This is a genomic window from Novosphingobium sp. FW305-C-111 (assembly GCF_058783565.1).
Genome location: NZ_JBYSYP010000010.1, coordinates 57,303 through 79,053 on the forward strand (window position 1 = coordinate 57,303; position 21,751 = coordinate 79,053).

22 protein-coding genes are annotated in these 21,751 nt (G+C 68.3%); 16 read left to right on the plus strand and 6 right to left on the minus strand.

Translation table 11 applies throughout. From position 1 onward, the window contains the following. The first annotated feature begins 11 nt into the window (after positions 1-11). Together hppD and AC3WLD_RS12505 are read left to right on the plus strand one after the other, a co-directional pair. Complete coding sequence (gene hppD, locus AC3WLD_RS12500; protein WP_492557294.1) at positions 12-1,112, plus strand: 4-hydroxyphenylpyruvate dioxygenase; 1,101 nt, start codon at positions 12-14, stop codon at positions 1,110-1,112. Continuing rightward, entirely contained in the window at positions 1,109-1,654 is a 546-nt protein-coding gene (locus AC3WLD_RS12505) for a VOC family protein (protein ID WP_492557295.1), read from the plus strand. The genes hppD and AC3WLD_RS12505 overlap by 4 nt, the downstream gene beginning before the upstream one ends. Here the strand turns inward: AC3WLD_RS12505 and AC3WLD_RS12510 are convergent. Next, entirely contained in the window at positions 1,651-2,625 is a 975-nt protein-coding gene (locus AC3WLD_RS12510) for a sensor histidine kinase (protein WP_492557296.1), read from the minus strand. The two genes, AC3WLD_RS12505 and AC3WLD_RS12510, sit on opposite strands and share 4 nt — an antisense overlap. Before the next feature lie 64 nt (positions 2,626-2,689). Continuing rightward, positions 2,690-3,805, minus strand: a complete 1,116-nt coding sequence (locus tag AC3WLD_RS12515) for a glycoside hydrolase family 130 protein (RefSeq protein WP_492557297.1) — start codon at positions 3,803-3,805, stop codon at positions 2,690-2,692. Between the two features lie 626 nt (positions 3,806-4,431). Here AC3WLD_RS12515 and AC3WLD_RS12520 point away from each other — a divergent pair. The 10 genes from AC3WLD_RS12520 to AC3WLD_RS12565 all read left to right on the plus strand — a co-directional run bounded on the left by AC3WLD_RS12520 (position 4,432) and on the right by AC3WLD_RS12565 (position 13,766). Further along, positions 4,432-5,424 (plus strand): SPFH domain-containing protein, encoded by a 993-nt coding sequence (locus AC3WLD_RS12520; protein ID WP_492557298.1) that lies wholly within the window; start codon positions 4,432-4,434, stop codon positions 5,422-5,424. Between the two features lie 60 nt (positions 5,425-5,484). Then, a complete protein-coding gene (locus AC3WLD_RS12525; protein WP_492557299.1) occupies positions 5,485-6,108 on the plus strand; it encodes a DUF4178 domain-containing protein in 624 nt (207 codons plus the stop codon). Next, a complete protein-coding gene (locus tag AC3WLD_RS12530) occupies positions 6,105-7,361 on the plus strand; it encodes a DUF4178 domain-containing protein (RefSeq protein WP_492557300.1) in 1,257 nt (418 codons plus the stop codon). Before AC3WLD_RS12525 ends, AC3WLD_RS12530 begins: the two co-directional genes overlap by 4 nt. Then, positions 7,361-7,504, plus strand: coding sequence for a hypothetical protein (locus AC3WLD_RS12535; RefSeq protein WP_492557301.1), 144 nt, complete (start codon positions 7,361-7,363; stop codon positions 7,502-7,504). The genes AC3WLD_RS12530 and AC3WLD_RS12535 overlap by 1 nt, the downstream gene beginning before the upstream one ends. 22 nt (positions 7,505-7,526) lie before the next feature. Further along, positions 7,527-7,736 carry a DUF350 domain-containing protein gene (locus AC3WLD_RS12540; protein ID WP_492557302.1) on the plus strand — a complete coding sequence of 70 codons (210 nt, stop codon included), beginning with the start codon at positions 7,527-7,529 and terminating at the stop codon, positions 7,734-7,736. A 167-nt stretch (positions 7,737-7,903) separates the two neighbouring features. Continuing rightward, complete coding sequence (locus AC3WLD_RS12545; protein ID WP_492557303.1) at positions 7,904-9,478, plus strand: polyamine aminopropyltransferase; 1,575 nt, start codon at positions 7,904-7,906, stop codon at positions 9,476-9,478. After that, positions 9,468-11,078: an NAD(P)-binding protein gene (locus AC3WLD_RS12550; protein WP_492557304.1), complete on the plus strand. Its 1,611-nt coding sequence runs from the start codon at positions 9,468-9,470 to the stop codon at positions 11,076-11,078. Before AC3WLD_RS12545 ends, AC3WLD_RS12550 begins: the two co-directional genes overlap by 11 nt. 1 nt (position 11,079) lies before the next feature. Next, on the plus strand, positions 11,080-11,439 hold the full coding sequence (speD, locus tag AC3WLD_RS12555; RefSeq protein WP_492557305.1) for an adenosylmethionine decarboxylase: 360 nt from the start codon (positions 11,080-11,082) through the stop codon (positions 11,437-11,439). 51 nt (positions 11,440-11,490) lie between these two features. Continuing rightward, a complete protein-coding gene (locus AC3WLD_RS12560) occupies positions 11,491-13,140 on the plus strand; it encodes a sensor histidine kinase (protein WP_492557306.1) in 1,650 nt (549 codons plus the stop codon). Then, positions 13,137-13,766 carry a response regulator gene (locus tag AC3WLD_RS12565; RefSeq protein WP_492557307.1) on the plus strand — a complete coding sequence of 210 codons (630 nt, stop codon included), beginning with the start codon at positions 13,137-13,139 and terminating at the stop codon, positions 13,764-13,766. Before AC3WLD_RS12560 ends, AC3WLD_RS12565 begins: the two co-directional genes overlap by 4 nt. A gap of 3 nt (positions 13,767-13,769) precedes the next feature. On the opposite strand, the gene AC3WLD_RS12570 is transcribed toward AC3WLD_RS12565, so the two are convergent. The 3 genes from AC3WLD_RS12570 to AC3WLD_RS12580 all read right to left on the minus strand — a co-directional run bounded on the left by AC3WLD_RS12570 (position 13,770) and on the right by AC3WLD_RS12580 (position 16,835). Continuing rightward, positions 13,770-14,006 (minus strand): hypothetical protein, encoded by a 237-nt coding sequence (locus AC3WLD_RS12570; RefSeq protein WP_492557308.1) that lies wholly within the window; start codon positions 14,004-14,006, stop codon positions 13,770-13,772. 14 nt (positions 14,007-14,020) lie between these two features. Beyond that, positions 14,021-15,622, minus strand: a complete 1,602-nt coding sequence (locus AC3WLD_RS12575; protein ID WP_492557309.1) for a pilus assembly protein TadG-related protein — start codon at positions 15,620-15,622, stop codon at positions 14,021-14,023. Between the two features lie 97 nt (positions 15,623-15,719). Continuing rightward, complete coding sequence (locus AC3WLD_RS12580) at positions 15,720-16,835, minus strand: amidohydrolase family protein (protein WP_492557310.1); 1,116 nt, start codon at positions 16,833-16,835, stop codon at positions 15,720-15,722. A gap of 102 nt (positions 16,836-16,937) precedes the next feature. Between AC3WLD_RS12580 and AC3WLD_RS12585 the strand changes: the two genes are divergently transcribed. Genes AC3WLD_RS12585 through AC3WLD_RS12600 form a run of 4 tightly spaced genes read left to right on the plus strand, consistent with a single transcriptional unit; the run spans position 16,938 to position 21,559 of the window. Then, a complete protein-coding gene (locus AC3WLD_RS12585) occupies positions 16,938-17,639 on the plus strand; it encodes a FadR/GntR family transcriptional regulator (RefSeq protein ID WP_492557311.1) in 702 nt (233 codons plus the stop codon). A gap of 50 nt (positions 17,640-17,689) precedes the next feature. Beyond that, positions 17,690-18,907, plus strand: coding sequence for a thiolase C-terminal domain-containing protein (locus AC3WLD_RS12590; protein ID WP_492557312.1), 1,218 nt, complete (start codon positions 17,690-17,692; stop codon positions 18,905-18,907). Position 18,908: 1 nt separating this feature from the next. After that, positions 18,909-19,349: a Zn-ribbon domain-containing OB-fold protein gene (locus AC3WLD_RS12595; protein ID WP_492557313.1), complete on the plus strand. Its 441-nt coding sequence runs from the start codon at positions 18,909-18,911 to the stop codon at positions 19,347-19,349. Positions 19,350-19,354: 5 nt separating this feature from the next. Beyond that, on the plus strand, positions 19,355-21,559 hold the full coding sequence (locus AC3WLD_RS12600) for a CaiB/BaiF CoA-transferase family protein (RefSeq protein WP_492557314.1): 2,205 nt from the start codon (positions 19,355-19,357) through the stop codon (positions 21,557-21,559). Here the strand turns inward: AC3WLD_RS12600 and AC3WLD_RS12605 are convergent, their stop codons facing one another. Then, positions 21,560-21,730 carry a Flp family type IVb pilin gene (locus AC3WLD_RS12605; RefSeq protein ID WP_492557315.1) on the minus strand — a complete coding sequence of 57 codons (171 nt, stop codon included), beginning with the start codon at positions 21,728-21,730 and terminating at the stop codon, positions 21,560-21,562. Positions 21,731-21,751 lie beyond the last annotated feature (21 nt).

A 21,751-nucleotide genomic window follows, 5' to 3' on the forward strand; every position in this document is an offset into this window, starting at 1 on the left:
AGTCTCGCCACATGACCGACCTGTTCGAAAACCCGCTCGGCCTCGACGGGTTCGAGTTCATCGAGTTTTCCTCGCCCGAGAAGGGCAAGCTCGAACCGGTGTTCGCGGCGATGGGCTTCACCCGGATCGCGCGCCACCGTTCGAAGGATGTCGAGCTGTGGCGGCAGGGGGCGATCAACCTCGTCGCCAATTACGAACCGCGCAGCCCGGCCGCCTACTTCGCCGCCGAGCACGGCATTTCGGTGTGCGGCATGGGCTGGCGGGTGCGCGACGCGGCCAAGGCCTATGCCTTGGCGGTCGAGCGCGGGGCGGAGCCGGTCGAGGTCCGCGCCGGGCCGATGGAACTGGTCCTCCCCGCGATCCGCGGGATCGGCGGCTCGATCATCTACCTCGTCGACCGCTACGAGGTGGACGGCAACGGCGCGCTGTCGATCTGGGACATCGATTTCGTCTATGAACCCGGCGTCGATCGCCACCCGGTGGGCGCCGGCTTCCATACGATCGACCACCTCACCCACAACGTCTACGGCGGGCGCATGGCCCACTGGGGCGCGTTCTACGAGCGCGTGTTCGGCTTCCGCGAGATCCGCTATTTTGACATCAAGGGCGAGTACACCGGCCTCACCAGCCGGGCGATGACCGCGCCTGACGGCAAGATCCGCATTCCCCTCAACGAAGAGGGCAAGGCCGGCGGCGGCCAGATCGACGAGTTCCTGCGGCAGTACAACGGCGAAGGCATCCAGCACGTCGCCTTCGCCTGCGACGACCTGCTCGGCGGCTGGGACAAGCTCAAGGCGCTCGGCACCCCGTTCATGACCGCGCCGCCCGAAACCTACTACGAGATGCTCGACGAGCGCCTCCCCGGCCACGGCGAGCCGGTGGCGGAGCTGCAGCAGCGCGGCATCCTCCTCGACGGCTCGACGGAGAAGGGCGATCCGCGCCTGCTCCTCCAGATTTTCTCGGAGACGATGGTCGGTCCGGTGTTCTTCGAATTCATCCAGCGCAAGAAGGACGAAGGCTTCGGCGAGGGCAACTTCACCGCGCTGTTCGAAAGCATGGAGCGCGACCAGCTGCGCCGTGGTGCGCTGAAGGTGGAAGGAGTCGACGCATGAGCGGTTTCCCGGGCCTCAAGCGCATCCACCACGTCGCCTACCGCTGCCGCGACGCGAAGGAGACGGTCGAGTGGTATGCCCGCGTGCTGGGCATGGACTACACGACCGCCTTCGCCGAGGACAAGGTGCCCTCGACCGGCGAGGACGATCCCTACATGCACGTCTTCCTCGACGCCGGTGGCGGCAACGTGCTGGCGTTCTTCGAGCTGCCCAGCCAGCCCGAGATGGGGAAGGACCCCAACACCCCGGCGTGGGTCCAGCACCTCGCCTTCGAGGTCGAGGACGAGGCGGCGCTGCTGGCGGCCAAGTCGCATATCGAGGGCCAGGGGGTCGAGGTCCTGGGGCCGACGTATCACGGCATCTTCCGCTCGATCTACTTCTTCGATCCCAACGGCCACCGGCTGGAACTCGCCTGCAACATCGGCAAGCCCGAGCAGTACGCCGAGCTCAAGGATCTGGCCCCGCAGATGCTCGAGGAATGGAGCCGGACCAAGCGTGCCCCGCGCCAGGCGGCCTGGCTGCACGAAGACCCGGCGGGCTAGGCGGCGTCGCTCCCGGCGCTTGCGAATGCCAGCTCTGAGCGCAGCCCCGCCGGGAGGTAGTCGATGGCCACGTGGGCAAAGGCCCGCTGGCGGCTCAGGAGCCTGGTGCCGAAGCCCTGCCGGACGGGGGGCACGACCGGCGGTCCGTCCAGTTCCGTCCAGACGAGCCGGACCAAGGCGCCGTCCTGCGTCCAGGCCAGCAGCACGCGGCCATTGTTGGTCGACAGCGCGCCGTACTTGCACGCGTTCGTCGCCAGTTCGTGCAACGCCATGGCCAGTGCCGTCGCGACGTCGCGGTCGATGCGGACCGGGGCTCCCGCCAGGTCGATCCGTTCCTGGGGGAACGGCGATAGCACCATGTCGATAAGGTCCCTGAGGTCGCAGGCCGGCAGCACGCCATAGCGCAGCAGTTCCCCGGCCCGGCCCCAGGCCATCATCCGCGGTGGCAGCTTGGTGAAATAGTCGGCCATGTCCGGCTCGCTCAAGCCGCGCTGGATCATCCCGATCATCAGCTGCATCGCGTTCTTGTTGCGATGAACCAGCTCTGCATTGAACGTCTCCATGTCCTGCGCCTGCTCTGCCGCGCGCCGCACGACCAGGCGCATGAACTCGGCCATGCCGACCATGATCACGGTCGACAGGGTCAGGCTGCCGAGGACCGGGATCACCCCTTCATAGGGCGTGCCACCCCATCCGCCGGGGAGGAAGGTCACGTGCACCGCCAGCATGCTGCCCGCCAGCGCCAGCAGGGCGAACCGCCAGCCGCACAGCATGGCGGTGAGCAACACGATGGGCAGGTACGGCGCGAACAGGAAACCGCTTCGCCCGCCGTCGATGGCATCTCGTGCAGCGGTCACCGCGACGATCGTCAGGGACAGAACGGGTACGACGTGGACAGCAGGCGGACGGCGCAAAAGCAGGCGGGTGGCGAGGTCGACCAGCCGCTCCATCGTTTGTCCCCCTCGGCCCATCTACCGAAAGATTATAGCAAAGCCGGGTAGTTGCAATAAGTGATTGGCAAAACGTCTTTTTCGATCAGGTCAGGGCGGCCTTTGGGACATGGGTCAGCCGGCAGGCGAGGTCCGCCTCGCCCGAGGCGACGATCCAGTGGTCGCCGCCGTCGGCGATCCCGGTGGTGAACACCACGTCGCGGATGTACATGAGGTCCTCCAGCGGCGCTGTCAGGTCCGGCGCGGGATTGAGCACCGCCGCCGTGCCCTGTGCCACCACCCGCCACGGCTCGTCCCGGTCGAGCAGAGACCAGAACGTGCGATAGATCCCGACGACTCCGCCCGGCTCGACCGCGTGCCACAGGGTCAGCCAGCCGCGGTCGGTCAGCACCGGCGGCGCCCCGCCGCCCATCCGCGCCGTGCCGATCCCCGCGGCCGGACGCAGGCCGGGCTCGCGCATCGGCTTCCAGTGCCGCGCATCGGGTGAGGTCGCCAGGTTGATCGAGGGGCCGGCGTGCCACAGACTCCCCGGCGGATAGGCGAAGTACAGGTCGCCGAGCGGCCGGGTCTGCGCCCAGTACTGTCCGCCGACCAGCCCTTCGAAGATCAGCATGTCCTTATTCTGGTGATCGAGCACTATGTCGGCGAGACGGAAGTGGAGGCCGTCGTCGGAGACATGGAGCGTGGTGCAGTGCCGCTCCGGGCTGACCGAGCAGGTGGTCATCAGCCACTGGTCGCCGACCCTTGAAACGCGCGAGTCCTCCACGCCGTAGCACTGGAACGGCGCTTCCGGCGCAATCGCCGCGTCGTAGTGGAAAGCGACGATCTCGAGCCCGTCCGGCGAGAGTTCCACCGGCAGGATCCACGACAGCGAGGTCAGGGCCATGACCTGCCAGGGGCCGCCGCGGATCATGAACTTGCGCGGGTCTGTCGTATCTACCTGATCGAGCGGCCAGGCATCGAGGACATAGCGCCCGGCGTCCCAGCGGATCGCGTGGACATGGCCGTCGCGGACCGGTTCGCGCAGTGCTTCGGCGACGCGCACGAAGGCCGCGAGGTTGCCGCCTGGCAGCCGCGTCAGCCCCGGATTGAACGCGCCGAGCACATAGGTCTCGGCATCGAGATGGCCGGCGAGCGGCGACCGGGACAGGTCGATGTCGCCGGGGGCCACGATAATTCGATCGGTGGGAAAGTCGCTCATCGTGGTCCTTCGTGCCAAGTCCTTCGCTGAACGCGACAGGACGGGTCCGGCTCCCGCCTTGCTGGATCAAAGGTGAATTGGCAAATTCTATTGACAAAAAGAACCATATAGGTTTATACGCCCCGCCGCGACGGGTGTTGCGAGGCGGGAAGCGCTCCGCCTCTCGCCTCGCGCACCGGGCGATCGGTGCGGGCGCAGGAACGGCACTCAGCCAGGGCCCTGCAACCAGCGCCTCCCCACGGACGACGGCATCGGCCGCATCACCAGCCTCGGGCCGCTCCCATGGAGCCTTTCCCGGAGCCGCGGCAGATCTACCGGCAGGACCGCGAGGTCCCGCAATCGCACCGGCCTCCCTGCGAGCCCGGACCCGGTGCGATCCGCTCGTCTCTTCAGGGTCGAACCGCTCGGGCGCGTGGCTCCCTGCGGTCGGTCGCAATGCGCGTCACGCCGGTTCCCGCGCGCCATGTGCGGCGCCGTACCGATCGCCCTGTCGCACCTCACGTGGCGAAGGCGGCTTCCTCGCATTCCGAAATCCAACAAGCCGGCCGAAACGTGATCCGGTTTCCGTTGCAAGCAGCCACGACGACATTACGATAGCGCGGCCTCAGGATGGGACCACGCGGCCAATGTTCGATTTTCTTCGCAAGCAGTTCGTCGATGTCATCGAATGGCAGGAGCAGGCCGGCGAGCTCGCCTGGCGCGTGCCGTTTGCCGATCGCGAAATCCAGAACGGCGCGCAGCTGACGGTCCGCGAGGGCCAGGTCGCGGCGTTCCTCAATGAAGGCCAGCTGGCCGACTACTTCGGCCCCGGCCTGCACACGCTGGAGACCGGCAACCTGCCGCTGCTCTCCAACCTGATGAACTGGGACAAGGCGTTCAAGTCGCCGTTCAAGTCGGACGTCGTGTTCCTCTCGCTGAAGGAACAGGCGGGCCTCAAGTGGGGCACCGCCCAGCCGGTGACGGTGCGCGACAAGGAACTCGGCCCGCTGCGGCTGCGCGCGTTCGGTTCGTATTCGTTCCGGCTGAAGGAAATCGCGCCGTTCGTCAGCCGCGTGCTCGGCACGATGGGCGAGGTCAGCGCGGCCTCGCTCGAACCCCAGCTGCGCGCCGCGATCCAGACCGCTCTGGCGACCGCGCTGGGCGGGAGTGCCGTCCCGTTCCTCGATCTCGCCGCCAACCAGCAGGCGATGAGCGACGCGGTTCGGGGCGAGGTCGACAAGGCGTTTGCCCAATGGGGCCTCGAATGCCTGACCTTCTATGTCGAGAGCGTGTCGCTGCCCGAGGAGGTCCAGCTCCATCTCGACAAGGCGAGCTCGATGCGCGTGCTCGGTGACCTTGGTCAGTACACCCGCTTCCAGGCGGCCGAAGCGATCGAAGACGCGGCCCAGTCCGACGGCGGCGGCGGGGTCGCGGGGATCGGTGCCGGAGTCGCGGCGGCGACTGCGCTGGGCAGCGCGATGGCCCAGGGGCTTGGCACGGCGCAGCCCGCCGCGGCCGCGCAGCCTGCGGAAGACCCGCTGGCGATGATCGAGAAGCTCCACAAGCTTGTCACGATGGGCGCGCTCAGCGAAGAAGAATTCGCGGCCAAGAAGGCCGAGCTGCTGTCGCGCATCCGCTAAGACCGCCGTCGGGGGGCGAAGGCTTTGCTGAACTGTCCGTCGTGCGGGGCCGAGGTGCCGGTGCGCAGCGCCGCGCTGCCGTATGCCACCTGCGCCTATTGCCAGTCGCTGCTGCTGCGCACCGCGCAAGGGGCGGAAGACATCGGCAAGGTGGCGGAGCTGCCTTACGACATCTCGCCGATCCAGCTTGGCACCGTGCTCGGCGTCGAGGGCGGGCTGCAGGTGGTCGGCCGGGTGCGCTGGGGCTGGTCTGGCGGCTCGTGGAACGAGTGGCTGGCCATGGCACCCGACGGCACCGAGCGCTGGCTGGCCGAGGCCATGGGCATGTACATGCTCACCGCCCGCGCCGAGCGGCCGATGATGGCCCCACCGGCCCGCCGCTTTGCGGAAGGCAAGGCGATCGAGCCGGGGGCCTATCTGGAGACGGACGGCAAGGGCTTCGTCGCCACCGACGTCAAGGACGCCGAATGCCTCGGCTCCGAAGGCGACCTGCCGTTCCGCACCCTGCCGGGCCGGACCATGACCAACGTCGACTTCCGCGCGATGGACGGCTCCGCGCTCTCGCTCCAGCGCGACGAGGAGGGGACCAAGGCCTGGCTCGGCGCCTGGTACGATCTCGCCGGCCTTTCGCCGCGTAACCTGCGCGCGGTGGACGGCTGGGCCTTGCCGCGGGCCTACACATGAGCGCGCCGCACGCGATTACCTGCCCGAACTGCGGCGGCAGCGTGGAGGTCCGCGCAGCCGGCTGGTCGACCACGCTCGCCTGCAGCCATTGCGGCTCGATCCTCGACGTCTCGCGCCCCGAAGTCGCGGTGATCAAGGCCTACAAGGCCGCCGCCGGTTCGCTGGCGATCGAGCCGGGGACGCGCGGGGTGCTGTTCGGCGAGCTGTGGGAAGTGATCGGCGCGCTCCGCCGCAAGGACAGCGGCAGCGCCTGGCAGGAGTTCCTGCTGTTCAACCCCTACCTCGGCTATCGCTGGCTGGTCTGTTTCGAGGGTGACTGGCAGTTCGGCACCCCGCTGCTCGATTTCCCGGAGGCCGAGGGCGGCTCGGCAACCTGGCGCGGCGAGCGCTTCACCCGCAGCGACGAACCGACCGTGGCGGAGACGACCACTGTCGTCGGCGAGTTCTACTGGCGCGTCGCTCGCGGCGACCGGGCGACGGCTTCGTCCTACGAATGCGGCGACGTCGTCCTCTCGCGCGAGGACAGCGACGGGGAGATCAACTGGACCCAGCTCGTCCCGGCCGATGCCGACACGGTGATGGCCGCCTTCGCGGTCAACGCCCGCAAGCTGCCGCGCGGCACGTTCAACCCTTCGCCGGTCTACGGTTCGGGCTATGGCAAGGCGCGCGACGACCTGCCGGCCATGCTGCTGGTCGCGGTGGGCACGCTGATTGCCGCGGTGGCGCTGATGATGGTGCTTGCTGGCCCGGCCAACCGCACCGGCGGCAGTCTCGACGTCCCGGTCGGCGGATCGCGCAGCGAGGTCAAGATCGGCACGATCACGGTCGAGCGGCCATGGCAGTTCGTCACGGTCCGCGGCGACGTGACCAGCCCGGGCTTCGACAACCGCTGGGTCGATCTGGACTTCACCCTCGTCGATACGCGCAGCCAGCAGTCGCTCGATGGTTCGGGCACGATCGAGCGCTATTCCGGCACCGATTCCGATGGTCCCTGGACCGAGGGCGGCTACGGCGAGGAAACGATGTTCGGCCACGTGCCGCGCGGGACCTACGACATCTACGTCGACGCCTCCGCCCACGGTTGGCCGAGCGATCCGCTGCCGGCAACGTGGATGGAGCCCGAAAAGGTCTCGGTCAGCGTCTCGGCCAAGTCCGGCAGTTATCCGTGGGGCAATTTCTGGACCCTGCTGATCGCCATCGCTGCGCTCCCGCTGGCGATCGTCTGGTGGCGCCGCGAATCGGAGGACGACTGATGACCACCCGCCTGATCATGTTCGCCGCCTGGTGCCTCTCGCTGCTCACCGGCTTTGCCTGGGCGGGATACCAGGCCTGGTCGCCCTATTCCGACGAAGGCCCGCGCCAGACCGGGACCAGCGGCGGCCCCAGCCACAAGTAAGTTTCAGGGAAGGACACTGCCCATGCTCACCCTCGACACGTTTTTCGCCACGATGCTCTATGCCGGGCTCGGCATCGTCATCTTCATCCTCAGCTTCGTGCTGGTCGACCGCCTGACTCCCGGCGAGCTGTGGAAGGAGATCATCGAGCGCCAGAACCTCGCCGTGGCGATCCTTGCCGGCGCGGTGGCGGTCGGCATCTCGACCATCATCGCCGCTGCGGTGCATGGCTAAAAAAGATACCCTGCGGTGAAATTCCTCGTCATGCTGAACTTGTTTCAGCATCCAGCCGGCGTGCTCCTCCGCCAGCGGAGTGGGAGCGAGGCCCCCCGGTTTGGTTTGGCACGACGACTTCAGGCGGGGCCGACGCTGGACCCTGAAACGAGTTCAGGGTGACAGCGATGTCGGACGAGCCGGATCCTTCCGCGACCCCCGCCGCCGCAGGGCCGCGATCCCTCGCGGCGGTGCTGCCGCCGCGATCCCTCGCGGCGGTGCTGCTGCTGTCGGTGCTTGTCGTCGCCACCTGTGGGCTGATCTACGAGCTGCTGGCCGGCACGCTCGCCAGCTACCTGCTTGGCGACAGCGTCACCCAGTTTTCGACCGTCATTGGCACCTACCTGTTCGCGATGGGCGTCGGCTCGTGGCTGTCGCGCTACGTGGTGAGGGACGAGATCGGGGTGTTCGTCCGGGTCGAGCTGATCATCGCCGCGCTGGGCGGGTGGTCGGCGGCGGGGCTGTTCCTGCTGTTTCCGCTGGTCGAGGATTTCCGCGTCGCGCTCTATGGCCTGGTGCTGGCGATCGGCGCGCTGGTCGGGCTCGAGATCCCGCTGCTGATCCGCATCCTGCGCCACCGCTTCGCCTTTCGCGAGCTGGTCTCGAACGTCCTGACCTATGACTACGTCGGCGCGCTGGTCGCCTCGCTGCTGTTCCCGCTGGTGCTGGTGCCGTGGCTGGGAATGATCCGCACCGGCTTCGCCTTCGGGCTGCTCAATGCCGCGGTCGCGGTGGCGCTGCTGGTCGTGCTGCGCGGTCAGCGCAAGGTCGCCGGCGACATTTTCGCGGCGCTGGTGGTGATCGCCTCGCTGTTCGCCGGGCTGCTCGCGGCCGAGCGGATCCAGCGCTGGTCCGAGGTCGCGTTCTATGCCGAGCCGGTGATCTATGCCCGCTCCACCCCCTACCAGCGGATCGTGGTGACGCGGCAGGGCAAGGATCTCAGGCTTTATCTCAACGGCAACCTCCAGTTCTCGACCCGCGACGAGTACCGCTATCACGAGGCGCTGGTGTGGCCTGTGCTGGGGCGGGTGGCCGATCCGAAGCAGGTCCTGATCCTCGGCGGCGGCGACGGACTGGCGGCGCGCGAGGTGCTGAAGGATTCCCGCGTCGCTGGCGTTACGCTGGTCGATCTCGACCCGGAGATGACCCGCCTGTTCCGCGACACGCCGCAGCTGGCACAGCTCAACGCCGGCGCGCTGTCCTCGCCGCGGCTGCGCGTGATCAACGCCGATGCGTTCCGCTGGGTTCGGCAGGAGCGGAAGCAGTACGACGCGGTGATCGTCGACTTTCCCGATCCGACCGAGTTCTCGCTCGGCAAGCTCTATACCGAAAGCTTCTACCGCGAGGTTTCTCGGCTGCTCGCGCCGGGCGGAGTGATGACGGTGCAGAGCACCTCGCCGCTGATCGCGCCGCGCTCGTTCTGGACGGTCGCCACGACGCTGGAGGCGGCGGGGCTGACCGTGCGCGGCTATCACGCCTATGTCCCGAGCTTCGGCGAGTGGGGTTTCACCATGGCGGCGCACGGCGCGGTGCCGGATGCGGTGCGACTGCCGCCGGGCCTGCGCTTCCTGACGGCGAGAAGCGAGCCGCTGCTGTTCGATTTCCCGCCCGACATGGCCCGCCGGCCAACCCCGGTAAACCGGCTGGACAACCAGGCTCTGGTCCGCTCCTTCGCCGAGGAGTGGGGGCCGTATGAAGGTTGACCGGCGCTCCCTGATCGCCGGGGCCGGTGCGCTGGCGGGCGCGGCGGGGCTGTCCGGCTGCGGCGGGGAGGCCATCGCGGGCGAGCTGGGCGGGGCGGACTGGAGGCGCGGGCACCTGCTGCGCGATGCGAGGTTTCCCGAAGCGACCGGACCGATCGAGGACGTGCCGCTGGTCATCGCCGGGGGCGGGGTCGCGGGCCTCGCTGCCGGGTGGCGGCTGGCCGAGGCGGGGTTTTCGGACTTCCGGCTCTACGAACTGGAGGACCAGACCGGCGGCAATGCCCGCTCGGGCCGCAACGCGGTGAGCGCCTACCCCCTGGGCGCGCATTACCTGCCCGTGCCCAACCGCGAGGCGGCGGCGCTGCGGCACATGCTGCGCGGCTTCGGGATGATCACCGGCGAGGGCGAGGGCGGCGCGCCAATCTATGATCCCTATCAGCTGTGCGCCGACCTCGAGGAGCGGCTGCTGTGGCGCGGCGGGTGGCAGGAGGGGCTGTTCCCGGCGTCGGGCCTCAGCTCCGAGGACAAGGCGCAGCGCGACCGTTTCTCGGCGGCGATGGCGGGGTTCCGCAACGCGGCCGGGAGCGACGGCAAGCCCGCTTTCGCCAGCCCGATGGCACTGTCGAGCAGCGACCCCCAATTCAGCGGCCTTGACCAGCTGCCGTTCTCGGCGTGGCTCGACCAGGCAGGGTTCACCTCGCGCCCCTTGCGCGCCTACCTGCGCTATTGCTGCCGCGACGATTACGGCAGCGAGCCGGAGAAGGTCTCGGCGTGGGCCGGGGTCCACTACTTCGCGGCGCGGCGCGGGTGGGCGGCGAACGGCGACGGCGACCGCGAGCTGACCTGGCCCGAGGGCAACGGGCGGCTCGCCAGCCTGATGGCCGAGCGGATCAGGGGGCAGGTCCGGGGCGGCGCCAGCATCATCAGTGTCCGGCAGGAGGGCGAGCTTGCGCTGGCCGACGTGATCGACCACGCCCGCCAGACGGTTTCCCGGGTCCGCGCCAGGGCGGTGATCCTCGCCATGCCGCACTTCGTCGCCCGCCGGGTCGCGCCGGCCCATGTGGCGCAAGGGAATTTCACCTACGCCCCGTGGGTCGTCGCCAACGTCACGGTTGATCGCCACCCGGGCGGCAAGGGCTCGCCGCTCGCCTGGGACAACGTCTCCACCGCCAGCGAGTCGCTGGGCTATGTCGTCGCCACGCACCAGAGCGGGTCGGCCGGGCAGGGGCCGACGGTGCTGACCTGGTACCTGCCGCTCAGCCGGGAGACGCCGAAGCAGGCGCGCAGGGTCCTGATGGCGCGCAGCCTCGCGGAATGGCAGCGGGTGATCTCGGACGACCTGCTCGCGATGAACTCCGACCTTGCCGGGGCCATCCGGCGGATCGACGTCTGGCGCTGGGGCCACGCGATGGTCGCGCCGACCCCCGGCTTCCGCTCCGATCCGGCGCGGCGCGCGGCGGAGAGCGCCGGGCCGCCGGTGTGGCTTGCCCATTCCGACCTGTCAGGGCTGTCGCTGTTCGAGGAAGCGCACTATCGCGGGGTCGTCGCCGCCGAAAAGGCGCTCAGCCACCTGTCCCACCCGTTCAAGAGCCTTGGCTGAAATGGCCCACCCGCCCGGAACCAGCCTCCACCTGATCGCCGACCTAGCCGGGTGTTCGCGTCTGGACGACCCTGCACACATCGAAACCGTCCTGCGCAACGCCGCCGCAGCGGCGGGGGCCACGGTGCTCGAGGTGCGGCTTCACCACTTCGGCGAGGCGATGGGGGTGACCGGGGTCGCCTTGCTCGCCGAATCGCATATCTCGATCCACACCTGGCCCGAAAGCGGGGTCGCTGCGGTCGACCTGTTCGTCTGCGGGACACGTGCCGATGCCCCCGCGGGACTTGCGGTGATCGCGGCGGCGCTGGGTGGCGAAGTGGTTCGGCGGCAGGACGTGCTGAGGCTCCAGCCCCTTCCTTGACCCCGCCTCGCTTTGGACCCATGACGCGGGAGACACAGGGCAGGGCGCATAATGGTCACGAAGATCAGGGTTCCCAACACGGCAACGGCGACGGCTGTGGGCCGGCTGGTTCTGGCCATCCTGATGTTCTACTTCGCGGTGAGCGATCCCGAAGGCCTGGGCTACGTCCACGAACCCGACGATGTCGCCGCGCTGGTCTATCTCGGCTTCGCAATCATCGCTGCGTTCATCGCCATTCGCAGCTGGTGGTGGGATTTCCGCCTGCGCCACGTCGTCTTCGCGCTCGACCTGGCGATGATCATCGCGATCGAGCATACCGAGCCGTCGCAATACGGGTTCTTCACGCTCGCGATTTCGATCGGGATCCTGTCGATGCTCGGGTCGGCGCTGCGGTTCGGCGAGAAGGCGACCGTGCGCTCCGCGGTGGTCCTCAATGCCGTCAATTTCACGGCATGTGCGGTTCACAACATCCCAGCGGTCAAGGAAGCGATGCGCCGGACCGGCGAGATCGACCTGACGATGGATATCCGCCACGTCCTGCTCCACGCAGCCACCGGGATTCTGGCCATCTGGCTGTCGCGCCAGATCAATCCGATTCCGCGGCTGCGACGGTTCGAAAGCGGGCAGGGCGCGGACGCCCCCGAAACGGCGCTGGGTTATGCGATGGAGGTGACCGGCGCACGGACCGGCCTGCTTTGCTGGCGCAGTTTCAACCGGAGCGACTGCCAGGTCGTCGGCCTCGACGCGCAGGCCGGCGCGTTCAAGCCGCCGTTCGCGACATGCAGCGCCCTGGGGACTTCGCCCTTGCGCACCCAGATGTTCGATGCCGCAGGGCGCCATGTCCTCGAACTCGATGAGGCCGGCGAGATTGTCCAAGGCGTCCCCCTCGCGCAGCCCGACGGCATGATCGCCCTCTCGGGGTTCGACGCAGGCCTTTCGCTGCCGGTCACGTGCGGCAGCGGGCTGGCGTGGATCGTGCTGGGCGAGCTGCCGCCGGTCGGAACCGACGCCCTGCGCGCCAGTCCGGCCCTGATCGCCGAACTCGCCCACGGCATCGATCGCGGGGAGTTCGACAGCGTCGCCCGCGAGGCGGCGATGAACGGCCTGCGCACCGCGCTCGCCCGCGATCTCCACGACAGCGTAGCCCAGTCGCTCGCCGGGGCGGGCTATTGGCTCCAGTCGTTGCAGATGCGCAAGAACGTACCCGAAGAGGTCCGCGCGGACATCGCCAAGACCAAGCAGGCGCTCGACAAGGAAAACGCCTCGATCCGGGCGATGATCGACCGGCTGCGCACCGAACTCGACCCGCATCATCCCCATTCGCTGACAGACGACATGCGCGCGCTCGCCGACCTTCTGGCGCAGCAGTGGCGGCTCAAGGTCGATCTGCGCGCGCCCGACCAGCCGCTGCTGGTCAGCGCCGGAACCGCGCACGACCTTCAGCAGATCCTGCGCGAGGGCATCGCCAACGCGGTCAAGCCCGGCAACGCCCGCAAGGTCGACGTCGCCATCCGCACGAAGGACGGCCGCGTCGCGATTGCAATCGAGGACGACGGCAGCGGGTTTGAGGACATCCCGGTCGATGTCCTGCCCCGCTCGATCGCCGAACGCACTGCGGCCCTTGGCGGGGCGCTCGAAGTCTGCAATGGCTCGAGAGGTGCACGTGTAACGGTTGAACTGCCCGGAGACTTGTTCAGGTGACCCGCATCCTCATCGCCGACGATCACGCCTTCTTCCGCAGCGGGCTCGAGGCTGCGCTGGAATCGGCGGACCACGAAGTCGTGGCCTCGGTCGAAAACGGAGAGCTTGCGCTCGCCGCGATTGCCGAGACGAACCCTGACCTTGTCATCCTCGACATCCGCATGCCGGTGAAGGACGGCGTCGAAACGCTGCGCGCCCTGCGCAAGGCGGGGGACCAGCGCCCGGTGGTGATCCTCGCTGCCGAGGTCGAGGACAAGGTGCTGATGGCGCTGATGGACCTGCGCGCCAACGCCATCGTCTACAAGAACGGCGCGGAGTTCCGCCTGCTCGACGCGATCCGTACGGTGCAGGAAGGGGCACGGTTCATCGACTCCGACCTGCTCGACCGCGCGTTCTCGACCGCGGCGGCAGAGCAGCGTCCGCTGTGGAGCGACCAGCTCAGCGAGCGCGAGGTGGCGATCGCCCGCCTCGTTGCCGAGGGCCGCCGCAACCGCGAAGTCGCCGAACAGCTCGGGCTGACCGAGGCGACGGTGAAGATCTACCTCCACGGCATCTTTACCAAGCTCGACGTCGCCAACCGCACCGCGCTGGCGATCATGGTCCAGCAGAGCGGCGTTCCCGCCTGAGCTTCAGCGGCTGAGGGTCATGCGGCCCGAGGCCACGGGCCTGCCGTGCCGGGCACAAAGGATGCCCGCGGCATAGGATGCCCGGTCCGGCACCGCGCGATAGGGGCCGGCCAGCAGCATCGCTTCCTGTTCGGCCTCGCACCCGTTCCGGTTCGCCAGTGCCGCGACCGCGGAACCGGCAATCCCGGCGGCGACCAGCAGCGCGAACAGCGTGCGGTTGCGGGGTATCGGAATCGTCATGGCATCGTTCCTGCTCACGAAACCAGTTTCACCCCCGCGATCAGCGTGGCGACGATCGTGCTCTCGTCGATGCCGGGCGGGCAGAAGCTGGTGAGATCGGCGTTGCCGAGGATGGAAATGGTGTTGGCGGCGATCATCAGGCACTGGCTGGAAACCGCTGCGGTGCCGTTGATGCGGATCGGGCTCTTCGGCAGGTAGACCTTGCCGTCGAGCGTGGTCGCGGCGTTGCCGTTGATGATGTTGGCGTTGCCTCCGGTCGTCTGGTTGCCGGCGGACGCGCGGTCCTCGAACACCAGCATGCCCGCAAGCGTCTGTGCCTGCGCGCTCGACACGCCCGCGGCTTCGAGCTGGGCGACGGTCATGGCCGAAAGGTTCACCGTGGCGCCGCCATTGATGCGGATCCCGGCACCGTTCCTGAGAACGATCATGATCCCGCTGCCGAGCACCTCGTCCTGCGCGTTGATCGAGAACGAGCCGCCGTCGATCACATAGACCCCGCTCGCCATCGTCGTGGTGCAGGCGGTGTCGAAGTCGCTGTAGGTCCCCGGCTGCATCGCGGCGAGGTAGGGGGCGGTGGCGCTGGTCACTTCCGTGACGGTGGTGGTCGTCGTCGTGACCCGGTCGGTGCGGGTATAGGAGCTGCCCGAGCCGGTCACCGTGCCCGTCACCGTATCGGCGTTGCTGCTGGTCCCGGTCCTGGTGTTCTTGCTCGCTGCGCCGGAATAGGGGCTGGTGATGTCGCTGACGGTGACCGTTTTCGTCAGCGTCGTGACCTTGTTGGCCTTGGTCCCGGTGTAGGTCTTGTCCTCGATCAGCACGCGCTGCGTGCCGACTGCGGTATAGGTGGTTGTCCCGCCGGCGCAGGCGTAGGTGCGCGGCGTGGTGTTGGTGGGCGGGGTCAAGCCAGCGAACGGATCGACCAATCCGGTGACGTACTCGTTGATCGAGGCGTTGGTGTTCGCGGTGAACCAGTCGTCGATCCCGCCCGCCGCGATCACCCAGCCGGGATCGACGGTCGGGTTGCCGTTGACGGTGATCGCCTCGCTGCTCTTCGACAGGGCCGCGATTCCGCAGCGCGCCGTGACGGTCGCGCTGCCGCCGATGGTCACGGCGCCGGATTCGGTTTCGTTCACCGCGAGGATGCAGCTCGTATAGGTCGCGCCGGCCTTGAACGTGGCCTGCGCCCGGACGGTGATCGACACGCCGTTGCCGGTGAGGAAACCGCTGAACGGCAGCTCCCTGGCGGCGGTGGCGGTGACCAGCACCGAATTGTTGGTGCCATCGTGGAAGTTGGCGAGCGCCACGCTGGGGGTGCCGGCGAAAGTCACGACCTGCTGGTTCGAGGCGAACTCCTCGAGGGCGCGGCTGCGGTAGCTGTCGCCCGAGGGATCGTTGACCCGGGCCCAGGCCCCGGCGATCGCGGCCTGGTCGGCCGCGTACTGGAGCTCGCCTTTCCACTGGTACCACTGCGCGGTATCGACCGCGAGCCCGGCACCGCCGACCAGCACCGGCATCCCCACCGCCATCAGCAGCGTCGCATTGGCCTCGCGGGCGCGGAGCAGGCGGGAGGCCAGTCCAGCCAATCGCCTTGTCGCGTCCATCGCCTTGCCGAACATGATCCACCGTTTCCGTTCCGGGAAGCGGCGAACCTATCGAAATGGTGTTAGGCGAACCGGCGAGAGCCGATCAGGAGGTTTACGGATCGGGGCGCGTTCAGGCCGCGAGCTTCGCGCTGGTCTTCACCACCGGCTCGATCCCGAACAGCCGCGCCGCATTGAGCCCGAGCACGTTGGCGCGGACCTCCTCCGATACTGCGAGCCCCGTGAACAGGTCGTCGATCAGCTTGCGGCTGATCGGGAAGGTGCCTTCGGCGTGGGGATAGTCCGAACCCCACATCACGTTTTTCGCCCCCGGCAACCCGGCGGCTGCGGAGACGATGCAGGCACGGTCGTGCTGGAAGCTGGCGAAGACCTGGTCGTCGATGATCTGGCTGCAAGGGCGCGAGAGCTTGGGGAAGACGAAGTTGGCGTGCGCCTCCTCGACCTCGTCCATCCGCTCGGCCAGCGCGACGAGCCAGCTCGCGCCGCTTTCGATGAACGCGACCCTCGCGCCGGGATTGCGGTCGAGCACCCCGCCGGTGACGAGATACATCGCCGAGTTCTGCGCATCCATCATCTGCTTCGTGTAGTTGATGATGCCGGCTCCGGGGCCGCGCTCGTGGATCACTGTGGCGAGGCCGGTCCCGGTGTGCATCACGAACACGATGCCGAGCGCCGCCGCTCTCGCAAAGACCGGGTCCCACTTCTCGTCATTGTACTTGGGCAGCGCCGCCGGGGTCACCGCCGGGAGCATCGCCGCGGTGAAGCCCTTGCCGGCGAGGTAGTCGAGCTCGGCGATGGTGTTCGAGAAGTCGAGGACGGGCAGCATCCCGCACCGCACGAAGCGGTCGCGGTGGCCGCCCAGAAATGCGTCGTTCCAGTCGTTGTAGAGCCGCGCCGAGGCCGCCTCGGCCTCCGGGCTGTCGAGGCAGTAGAGCCACAGGCCGAGGCTGGGGAAGCAGATCTCGGCGTCGATCCCTTCGAGCTCCATGTCCTCCAGCCGGCCCGGGATTTCGCGGATGCCCTTGCGCTCATTGTCGCCGAGCGCCTTTTCGCGGTGCTGGCCCACGCGCAAGCGGTAGATCGTCTTGTCGGCGGTGCCGGTGATCAGGAACTCGCCGTCCTTGCGCGTGTGGATCGCGTGCCCCTTGAGGCTGGCGGGGAGGCCGTCGAGGAAGATGCCCGCTGGCTCCATGATGTGGCTGTCGGCGCTGAATACGAACGGCTTCATGGCAGGCTCTCCGAATATCGCTTCGATTCAACAGGTATCTCTTTATCGGCTAATGCGTCAATAGAGCTTGACGGATATCTCCAACAGATATCTATTAAGGCCATGCCCAGCCGCACTAACACCCTCGTAGAACGCACCGCCAAGGGCCTTGCCGACCTCAGCATGGCGCTCGAGCCGGGCAGCTACATCGGCAGCGAGGCCGATCTGCTCGACCGCTTCAAGGTCAGTCGCCCGACGCTGCGCCAGGCCGCGAAGATGGTGGCGAACGACCGGCTGATCTCGGTCCGGCGCGGGACCAACGGAGGATTCTATTCCGATCGTCCCGACGCGCGCGACTCGGTGCGGGCGCTGGCCCGGTACCTGCGGCTCAACGGCGCGCGGCTGGAGCATGTGATCGCGGTAACCCGTCTGATTTCAGAGCAGATCGGCGAGCTGGCGGCGGGTTGCACCGACGACCTCCTGCGCGATGAATTGCGCGCGTTCGCAGCGGCCATCGACCGTGCGGACACCCCGGCCCAGCTGGTCCAGTCGGAGAACCGGCTGGTCTCGCTGCTCGCCCGGATGACCGGCAACCCGGCGATGGAGCTGGTGCTGGCAATCGGCTTCTCGTTCGGCATGGACGAGCAGCAGGGCCTCTTCTTCAGGTCGGAGCATGACCGCAAGCGGATGCGCGATCTCCAGCACGCGCTGTGCCGCGCCGTGCTGGAGGGCGACGCGGATATCGCCCGGCTGCTGATGCGCCGGCGCGGCCAGCTGTTCGCGGAATGGTTGGCGCAGGCCGGCCACGACGACGCCGACAACTAGCACCTGGTACGAAAACGCATCCGCAGCGGCGGGGCGCGAAGGGAGACGAGATGGCGTGGGCTAACCAGGACAAGTGCGCGATCGTGGGGGTGGGGGCCACGGACTATTACGTTCGCGGCAAGAGCTGGCCGCGCACGATCAACGACATGGCGGGCGAGGCGATCCTCAAGGCCTGCGCAGACGCCGGGATTTCGGTCCGCGATATCGACGGCTTCTCGTATTATTCGACCGCCGGTGCGGGCTATCTCGACAAGTTCGACACCGCCTCGTTGATGGAGACGCTGGGGATGCCCCACGTCTCGTTCTCGGCGACGTTGACGAGCGGCGGCGGCGGCTGCCCCGGTGCGATCGGGCTGGCGACGGCGGGTCTCGTCAACGAGGACTGCACGTATGCCGTCACCGTGATGGCGCTCCAGCAGCTGCCCCAGCACCGGCTCGGCGTGGTATTTGGCGCGTCTGCCCCCAATCCCGAGAACAGCTTTCTCCAGCCTTCGGGCCTGGTCGGGCCGGGGCACCTGATGTCGATGCTGACCCGGCGGCACATGCACCTCTACGGCACGACGCAGGACGCCTTTGCGGAAATCGTCATGGCCACCCGGGCCAACACCGCGACCCGGCCCAAGGCGGTGCGCAAGGCCCCGCTCGAAAAGGCCGAGTACGAAGCCTCGCCAATGCTCGCCGATCCCTTGCGGCGATTGGACTTCTGCCTCGAGACGGACGGCGCGGTCGCCGTGATCACCACGACGATGGACCGGGCGAAGGACTGCCGCCACAAGCCGGCCGTCGTCCACGCCTGCGCCCATGGCGGCCAGCGCGAGTGGGGCCGGGCCTTCGCGTGGATGGGGATGCCCGATCCGCACTTCGCCAGCAGCGGCCACAAGTTTACCGCCGACCGCGTGTGGGCCCAGTCCGGGCTCTCGGCCAGGGACATGGACGTCGCCCTGATCTACGACCATTTCAGCCCGATGGTGCTGATGCAACTCGAGGACTACGGGTTCTGCGCGAAAGGCGAGGGCAACGACTACGTCCTGTCGGGCAAGGTTCGCTACGACGCCGCGACGCGCGGCGGGGTGAACGGCGGAGTGCCGGTCAACACCCACGGCGGCAACCTCAACGAAGCCTACATCATCGGCATGACCCACGTGGTCGAGGGGGTCGAACAGGTCCGCGGCACCGCGATCAACCAGGTCGCCGATGCCGAGTTCGCGCTGGTCTCCGGCGGTCCCGCCTCGCTCCCCGTCTCCAGCCTGATCCTGAGGAGCGCCTGACATGGCCGAACCGATCCCGTACGGTCCCGCGCGCCACCTCCCGGGCGAGCAGATCCGCATCACCACCAACCCCGACACCGAGCCGTTCTGGCAGGCGGCGAAGGAGCACCGGCTGACCGTGTGCCAGTGTGCGCAATGCGGCCACATGCGGATGCCGCCATCGCCCTATTGCCCGGAGTGCTCGAGCAGCGACAAGGCGTGGCCGACGCTGCCGGGGACGGGCACGGTGTTCAGCTATGTCGTCTGCAACCGCAACCCGAAGGATGGCGAGCCTTACGTTTATGTGCCCGTCGTGGTCGAACTCGACGGCGCGCCGGGCGTCCACCTCAACGCCAACGTCGACGGCTGCAATGCCGAGGACGTCCATATCGGGATGAAGGTCGCCGTCGCCTGGACCCCGATACAGGACGGCTGGGTGCTGCCCAACTTCCGGAAAGTGTGAGACCCATGCTCGAGGACCTGAGGATCGTCGAGATCGGCGAAGGCATGGCCGTGCAGGTCGCCGGGCTGATGCTGGGCGAACTGGGCGCGGACGTGCTCAAGATCGAACGGCCAGGCGGTGATCCGGCGCGCGGAACCGCGCCGTTTGCCAACTGGAACCGGGGCAAGCGCAGCCTGGTGCTCGACCTGGATACAGCGGCGGGCCGGGCGGTGCTGGACGAGCGGCTGGCCGGGGCGGATGTGCTGCTCCACCAGTTCCGCCCGTCGCGGGCGAAGGCGTTGGGGCTGGACGATGCCAGCCTTGCGGCGCGCTTCCCCCGGCTCGTCACGTGCGCGATTACCGGGAGCCCGCAAGGCCATCCTGATGTCGAGCGCAGCGATGACGAGCTGCTCGTGTCGGCGCGGCTTGGCGTGCTCTACGAAAACGACGGCCACCGCGGCGGCCCGATCGTCTGGCGGTTCCGCTCGGGCTCGTGGGGCGCGGCGCACCTCGCAGCCGGCGGGATCCTTGGCCGGCTGGTGATGCGGCTGCAGTCGGGCAAGGGCGGAGCGGCGCATACCTCGATCCTGCAGGGCCTGCTCTCGCAGATCCCGCTGCTGTGGGCGCGAAACTCCAAGGGACCGATGCCCAACAATCCGCCCTACGACCCCGACAAGCCGCGGGCGATGGCGCAGCAGCTGTGGCAGTGCCGGGGCGGGGACTGGCTCCAGATCATGGATCCGCCGCGCCAGTTCGACTATGCGACGATGCCGACGATGTGGGAATGCCTGGCCGAAGGGGCGGACCTTTCCACCGACGAGGGCACCGCCGCAGCGTTCCGGATGCGGCCGATCGAGGACTGGCTGCGCGACCTGCGCGCCGCCGACATCGCGGTCGAACCCGCCTACCCGATGGGCGAGGTGCTGCGCCACGAGGAGGTGCTCGCCAACGGCTATGCGATCGAGGTCGAGGATCCCGACCTCGGCCGCACGGTGCAGCCCAACGTGCCGTTCCATTCCGACGCGCCGCTCAAGACCGGCCGCCCGGCGCCCCGGCTGGGCGAAGGCGGCGAGGCGGGGTGGCTCGGTGCGGCAGCGCCGGCCGGGACCAACGGCGCTCCGGCCGAAGTGCTCGAAGGAGTCCGCGTCGTCGACTTCGGCATGTTCCTCGCCGGCCCCATGGGCCCCTCGCTGATGGGGGACATGGGCGCAAACGTCATCAAGGTCGAGGCGCTGACCGGCGACCGGATCCGCTTCATGCACCGCTACTACCAGGCGGCGGCGCGCTCGAAGCGCTCGATCGCGCTCGATCTCACCCATCCGGAAGCCCGGCCGATCCTCGAGCGGCTGCTGCGCTGGAGCGAAGGCGTCCACCACAACATGCGCTTCAAGGGCGCGGCGAAGCTGGGACTGTCGTGGGACAGCATTCACGAGATCGCCCCGGACACCAGCTTCACGTATGTCAGCGCCTATGGCCAGCGGGGGAGCCGGGGCAACTGGCCGGGCTACGACTCGATCTTCTCCGCCATCGCCGGGTGGGAGTTCGAGAACGCCGGCGAGGGCAACAAGCCGGTGTTCTGCCGCCCCGGCCACATGGACGTGCTTTCCGCCCAAAGCTGTTTCGTCGCGATGATGGCCGCGCTCTATGCCCGCCGGGCACATGGCGAGGCGCATCACCTGCAGACCTCGCTGCTCGGCGTCTCGGCGTTCTCGCAAGGGGAACTGCTGGTTCTGCCGGACGGCTCGCTGTCCGAGACGGAGCACGTCACCGCCGACCAGACCGGGTTCGGCCCGTACCACCGCATTTACCGCTGCGGCGATGGCGAATGGATCGCGGTCGCGGCACATTCGGAGGCCGAGCGGGCCGCGCTGCGGACCGTGCTGGGCGAGGAGGCGGGGTTTGAGGCCGGTGCGGCACGGCGTACCTCCACCGACTTGCTCGCCGCGCTCGAAGCCGCCGGCGTCCCCTGCGATCGCGTCGTCAGCGTCGATGCGGCAAACCGGTTCTTCGACGATCCGGTCAACCGCGAGATGAACCTGGTGTCGGTCCTCGAGCAGCCGCTTTACGGCACGGTCGAGCAGCCCGGGGCATTCTGGAACTTCGGCGACGTCCCGGTCCGCTTCCGCCGCGCGGCACCGGCCGTGGGAGAGCACACCGACGAGATCATGCGCGAGCTCGGATTTGCCGAGGACGACATCGCCGGCTTTCGGGCACGCAAGGTGATCGGCTGATTACTGGGTGTCCTCGAAGCTCGTCGCGGTGTTGTCGAACGAATTGCCGACCAGGGCGCCCAGTCCGCCCACGGCGGCGACCATTGCGATCACCACCAGCGAGGCGATGATCGCGTATTCGATGGCGGTCGCACCGGTGCGGTCGTGCGCCAGTCGCGTGAGGAATGTCATGGTCGAGGCCCCTTGGCGGTG

What these genes read in the sequence shown, in the direction of transcription:
- AC3WLD_RS12520 (WP_492557298.1), top strand. Translation starts at nt 4,432, where the DNA reads ATGTTCGATTTTCTTCGCAAGCAGTTCGTCGATGTCATCGAATGGCAG.
- AC3WLD_RS12600 (WP_492557314.1), top strand. Translation starts at nt 19,355, where the DNA reads ATGCTCGAGGACCTGAGGATCGTCGAGATCGGCGAAGGCATGGCCGTG.
- AC3WLD_RS12550 (WP_492557304.1), top strand. Translation starts at nt 9,468, where the DNA reads ATGAAGGTTGACCGGCGCTCCCTGATCGCCGGGGCCGGTGCGCTGGCG.
- hppD (WP_492557294.1), top strand. Translation starts at nt 12, where the DNA reads ATGACCGACCTGTTCGAAAACCCGCTCGGCCTCGACGGGTTCGAGTTC.
- speD (WP_492557305.1), top strand. Translation starts at nt 11,080, where the DNA reads ATGGCCCACCCGCCCGGAACCAGCCTCCACCTGATCGCCGACCTAGCC.
- AC3WLD_RS12595 (WP_492557313.1), top strand. Translation starts at nt 18,909, where the DNA reads ATGGCCGAACCGATCCCGTACGGTCCCGCGCGCCACCTCCCGGGCGAG.
- AC3WLD_RS12585 (WP_492557311.1), top strand. Translation starts at nt 16,938, where the DNA reads ATGCCCAGCCGCACTAACACCCTCGTAGAACGCACCGCCAAGGGCCTT.
- AC3WLD_RS12580 (WP_492557310.1), bottom strand. Translation starts at nt 16,835, where the DNA reads ATGAAGCCGTTCGTATTCAGCGCCGACAGCCACATCATGGAGCCAGCG.
- AC3WLD_RS12540 (WP_492557302.1), top strand. Translation starts at nt 7,527, where the DNA reads ATGCTCACCCTCGACACGTTTTTCGCCACGATGCTCTATGCCGGGCTC.
- AC3WLD_RS12545 (WP_492557303.1), top strand. Translation starts at nt 7,904, where the DNA reads ATGTCGGACGAGCCGGATCCTTCCGCGACCCCCGCCGCCGCAGGGCCG.
- AC3WLD_RS12560 (WP_492557306.1), top strand. Translation starts at nt 11,491, where the DNA reads ATGGTCACGAAGATCAGGGTTCCCAACACGGCAACGGCGACGGCTGTG.
- AC3WLD_RS12515 (WP_492557297.1), bottom strand. Translation starts at nt 3,805, where the DNA reads ATGAGCGACTTTCCCACCGATCGAATTATCGTGGCCCCCGGCGACATC.
- AC3WLD_RS12570 (WP_492557308.1), bottom strand. Translation starts at nt 14,006, where the DNA reads ATGACGATTCCGATACCCCGCAACCGCACGCTGTTCGCGCTGCTGGTC.
- AC3WLD_RS12605 (WP_492557315.1), bottom strand. Translation starts at nt 21,730, where the DNA reads ATGACATTCCTCACGCGACTGGCGCACGACCGCACCGGTGCGACCGCC.
- AC3WLD_RS12535 (WP_492557301.1), top strand. Translation starts at nt 7,361, where the DNA reads ATGACCACCCGCCTGATCATGTTCGCCGCCTGGTGCCTCTCGCTGCTC.
- AC3WLD_RS12530 (WP_492557300.1), top strand. Translation starts at nt 6,105, where the DNA reads ATGAGCGCGCCGCACGCGATTACCTGCCCGAACTGCGGCGGCAGCGTG.
- AC3WLD_RS12575 (WP_492557309.1), bottom strand. Translation starts at nt 15,622, where the DNA reads ATGTTCGGCAAGGCGATGGACGCGACAAGGCGATTGGCTGGACTGGCC.
- AC3WLD_RS12590 (WP_492557312.1), top strand. Translation starts at nt 17,690, where the DNA reads ATGGCGTGGGCTAACCAGGACAAGTGCGCGATCGTGGGGGTGGGGGCC.
- AC3WLD_RS12510 (WP_492557296.1), bottom strand. Translation starts at nt 2,625, where the DNA reads ATGGGCCGAGGGGGACAAACGATGGAGCGGCTGGTCGACCTCGCCACC.
- AC3WLD_RS12505 (WP_492557295.1), top strand. Translation starts at nt 1,109, where the DNA reads ATGAGCGGTTTCCCGGGCCTCAAGCGCATCCACCACGTCGCCTACCGC.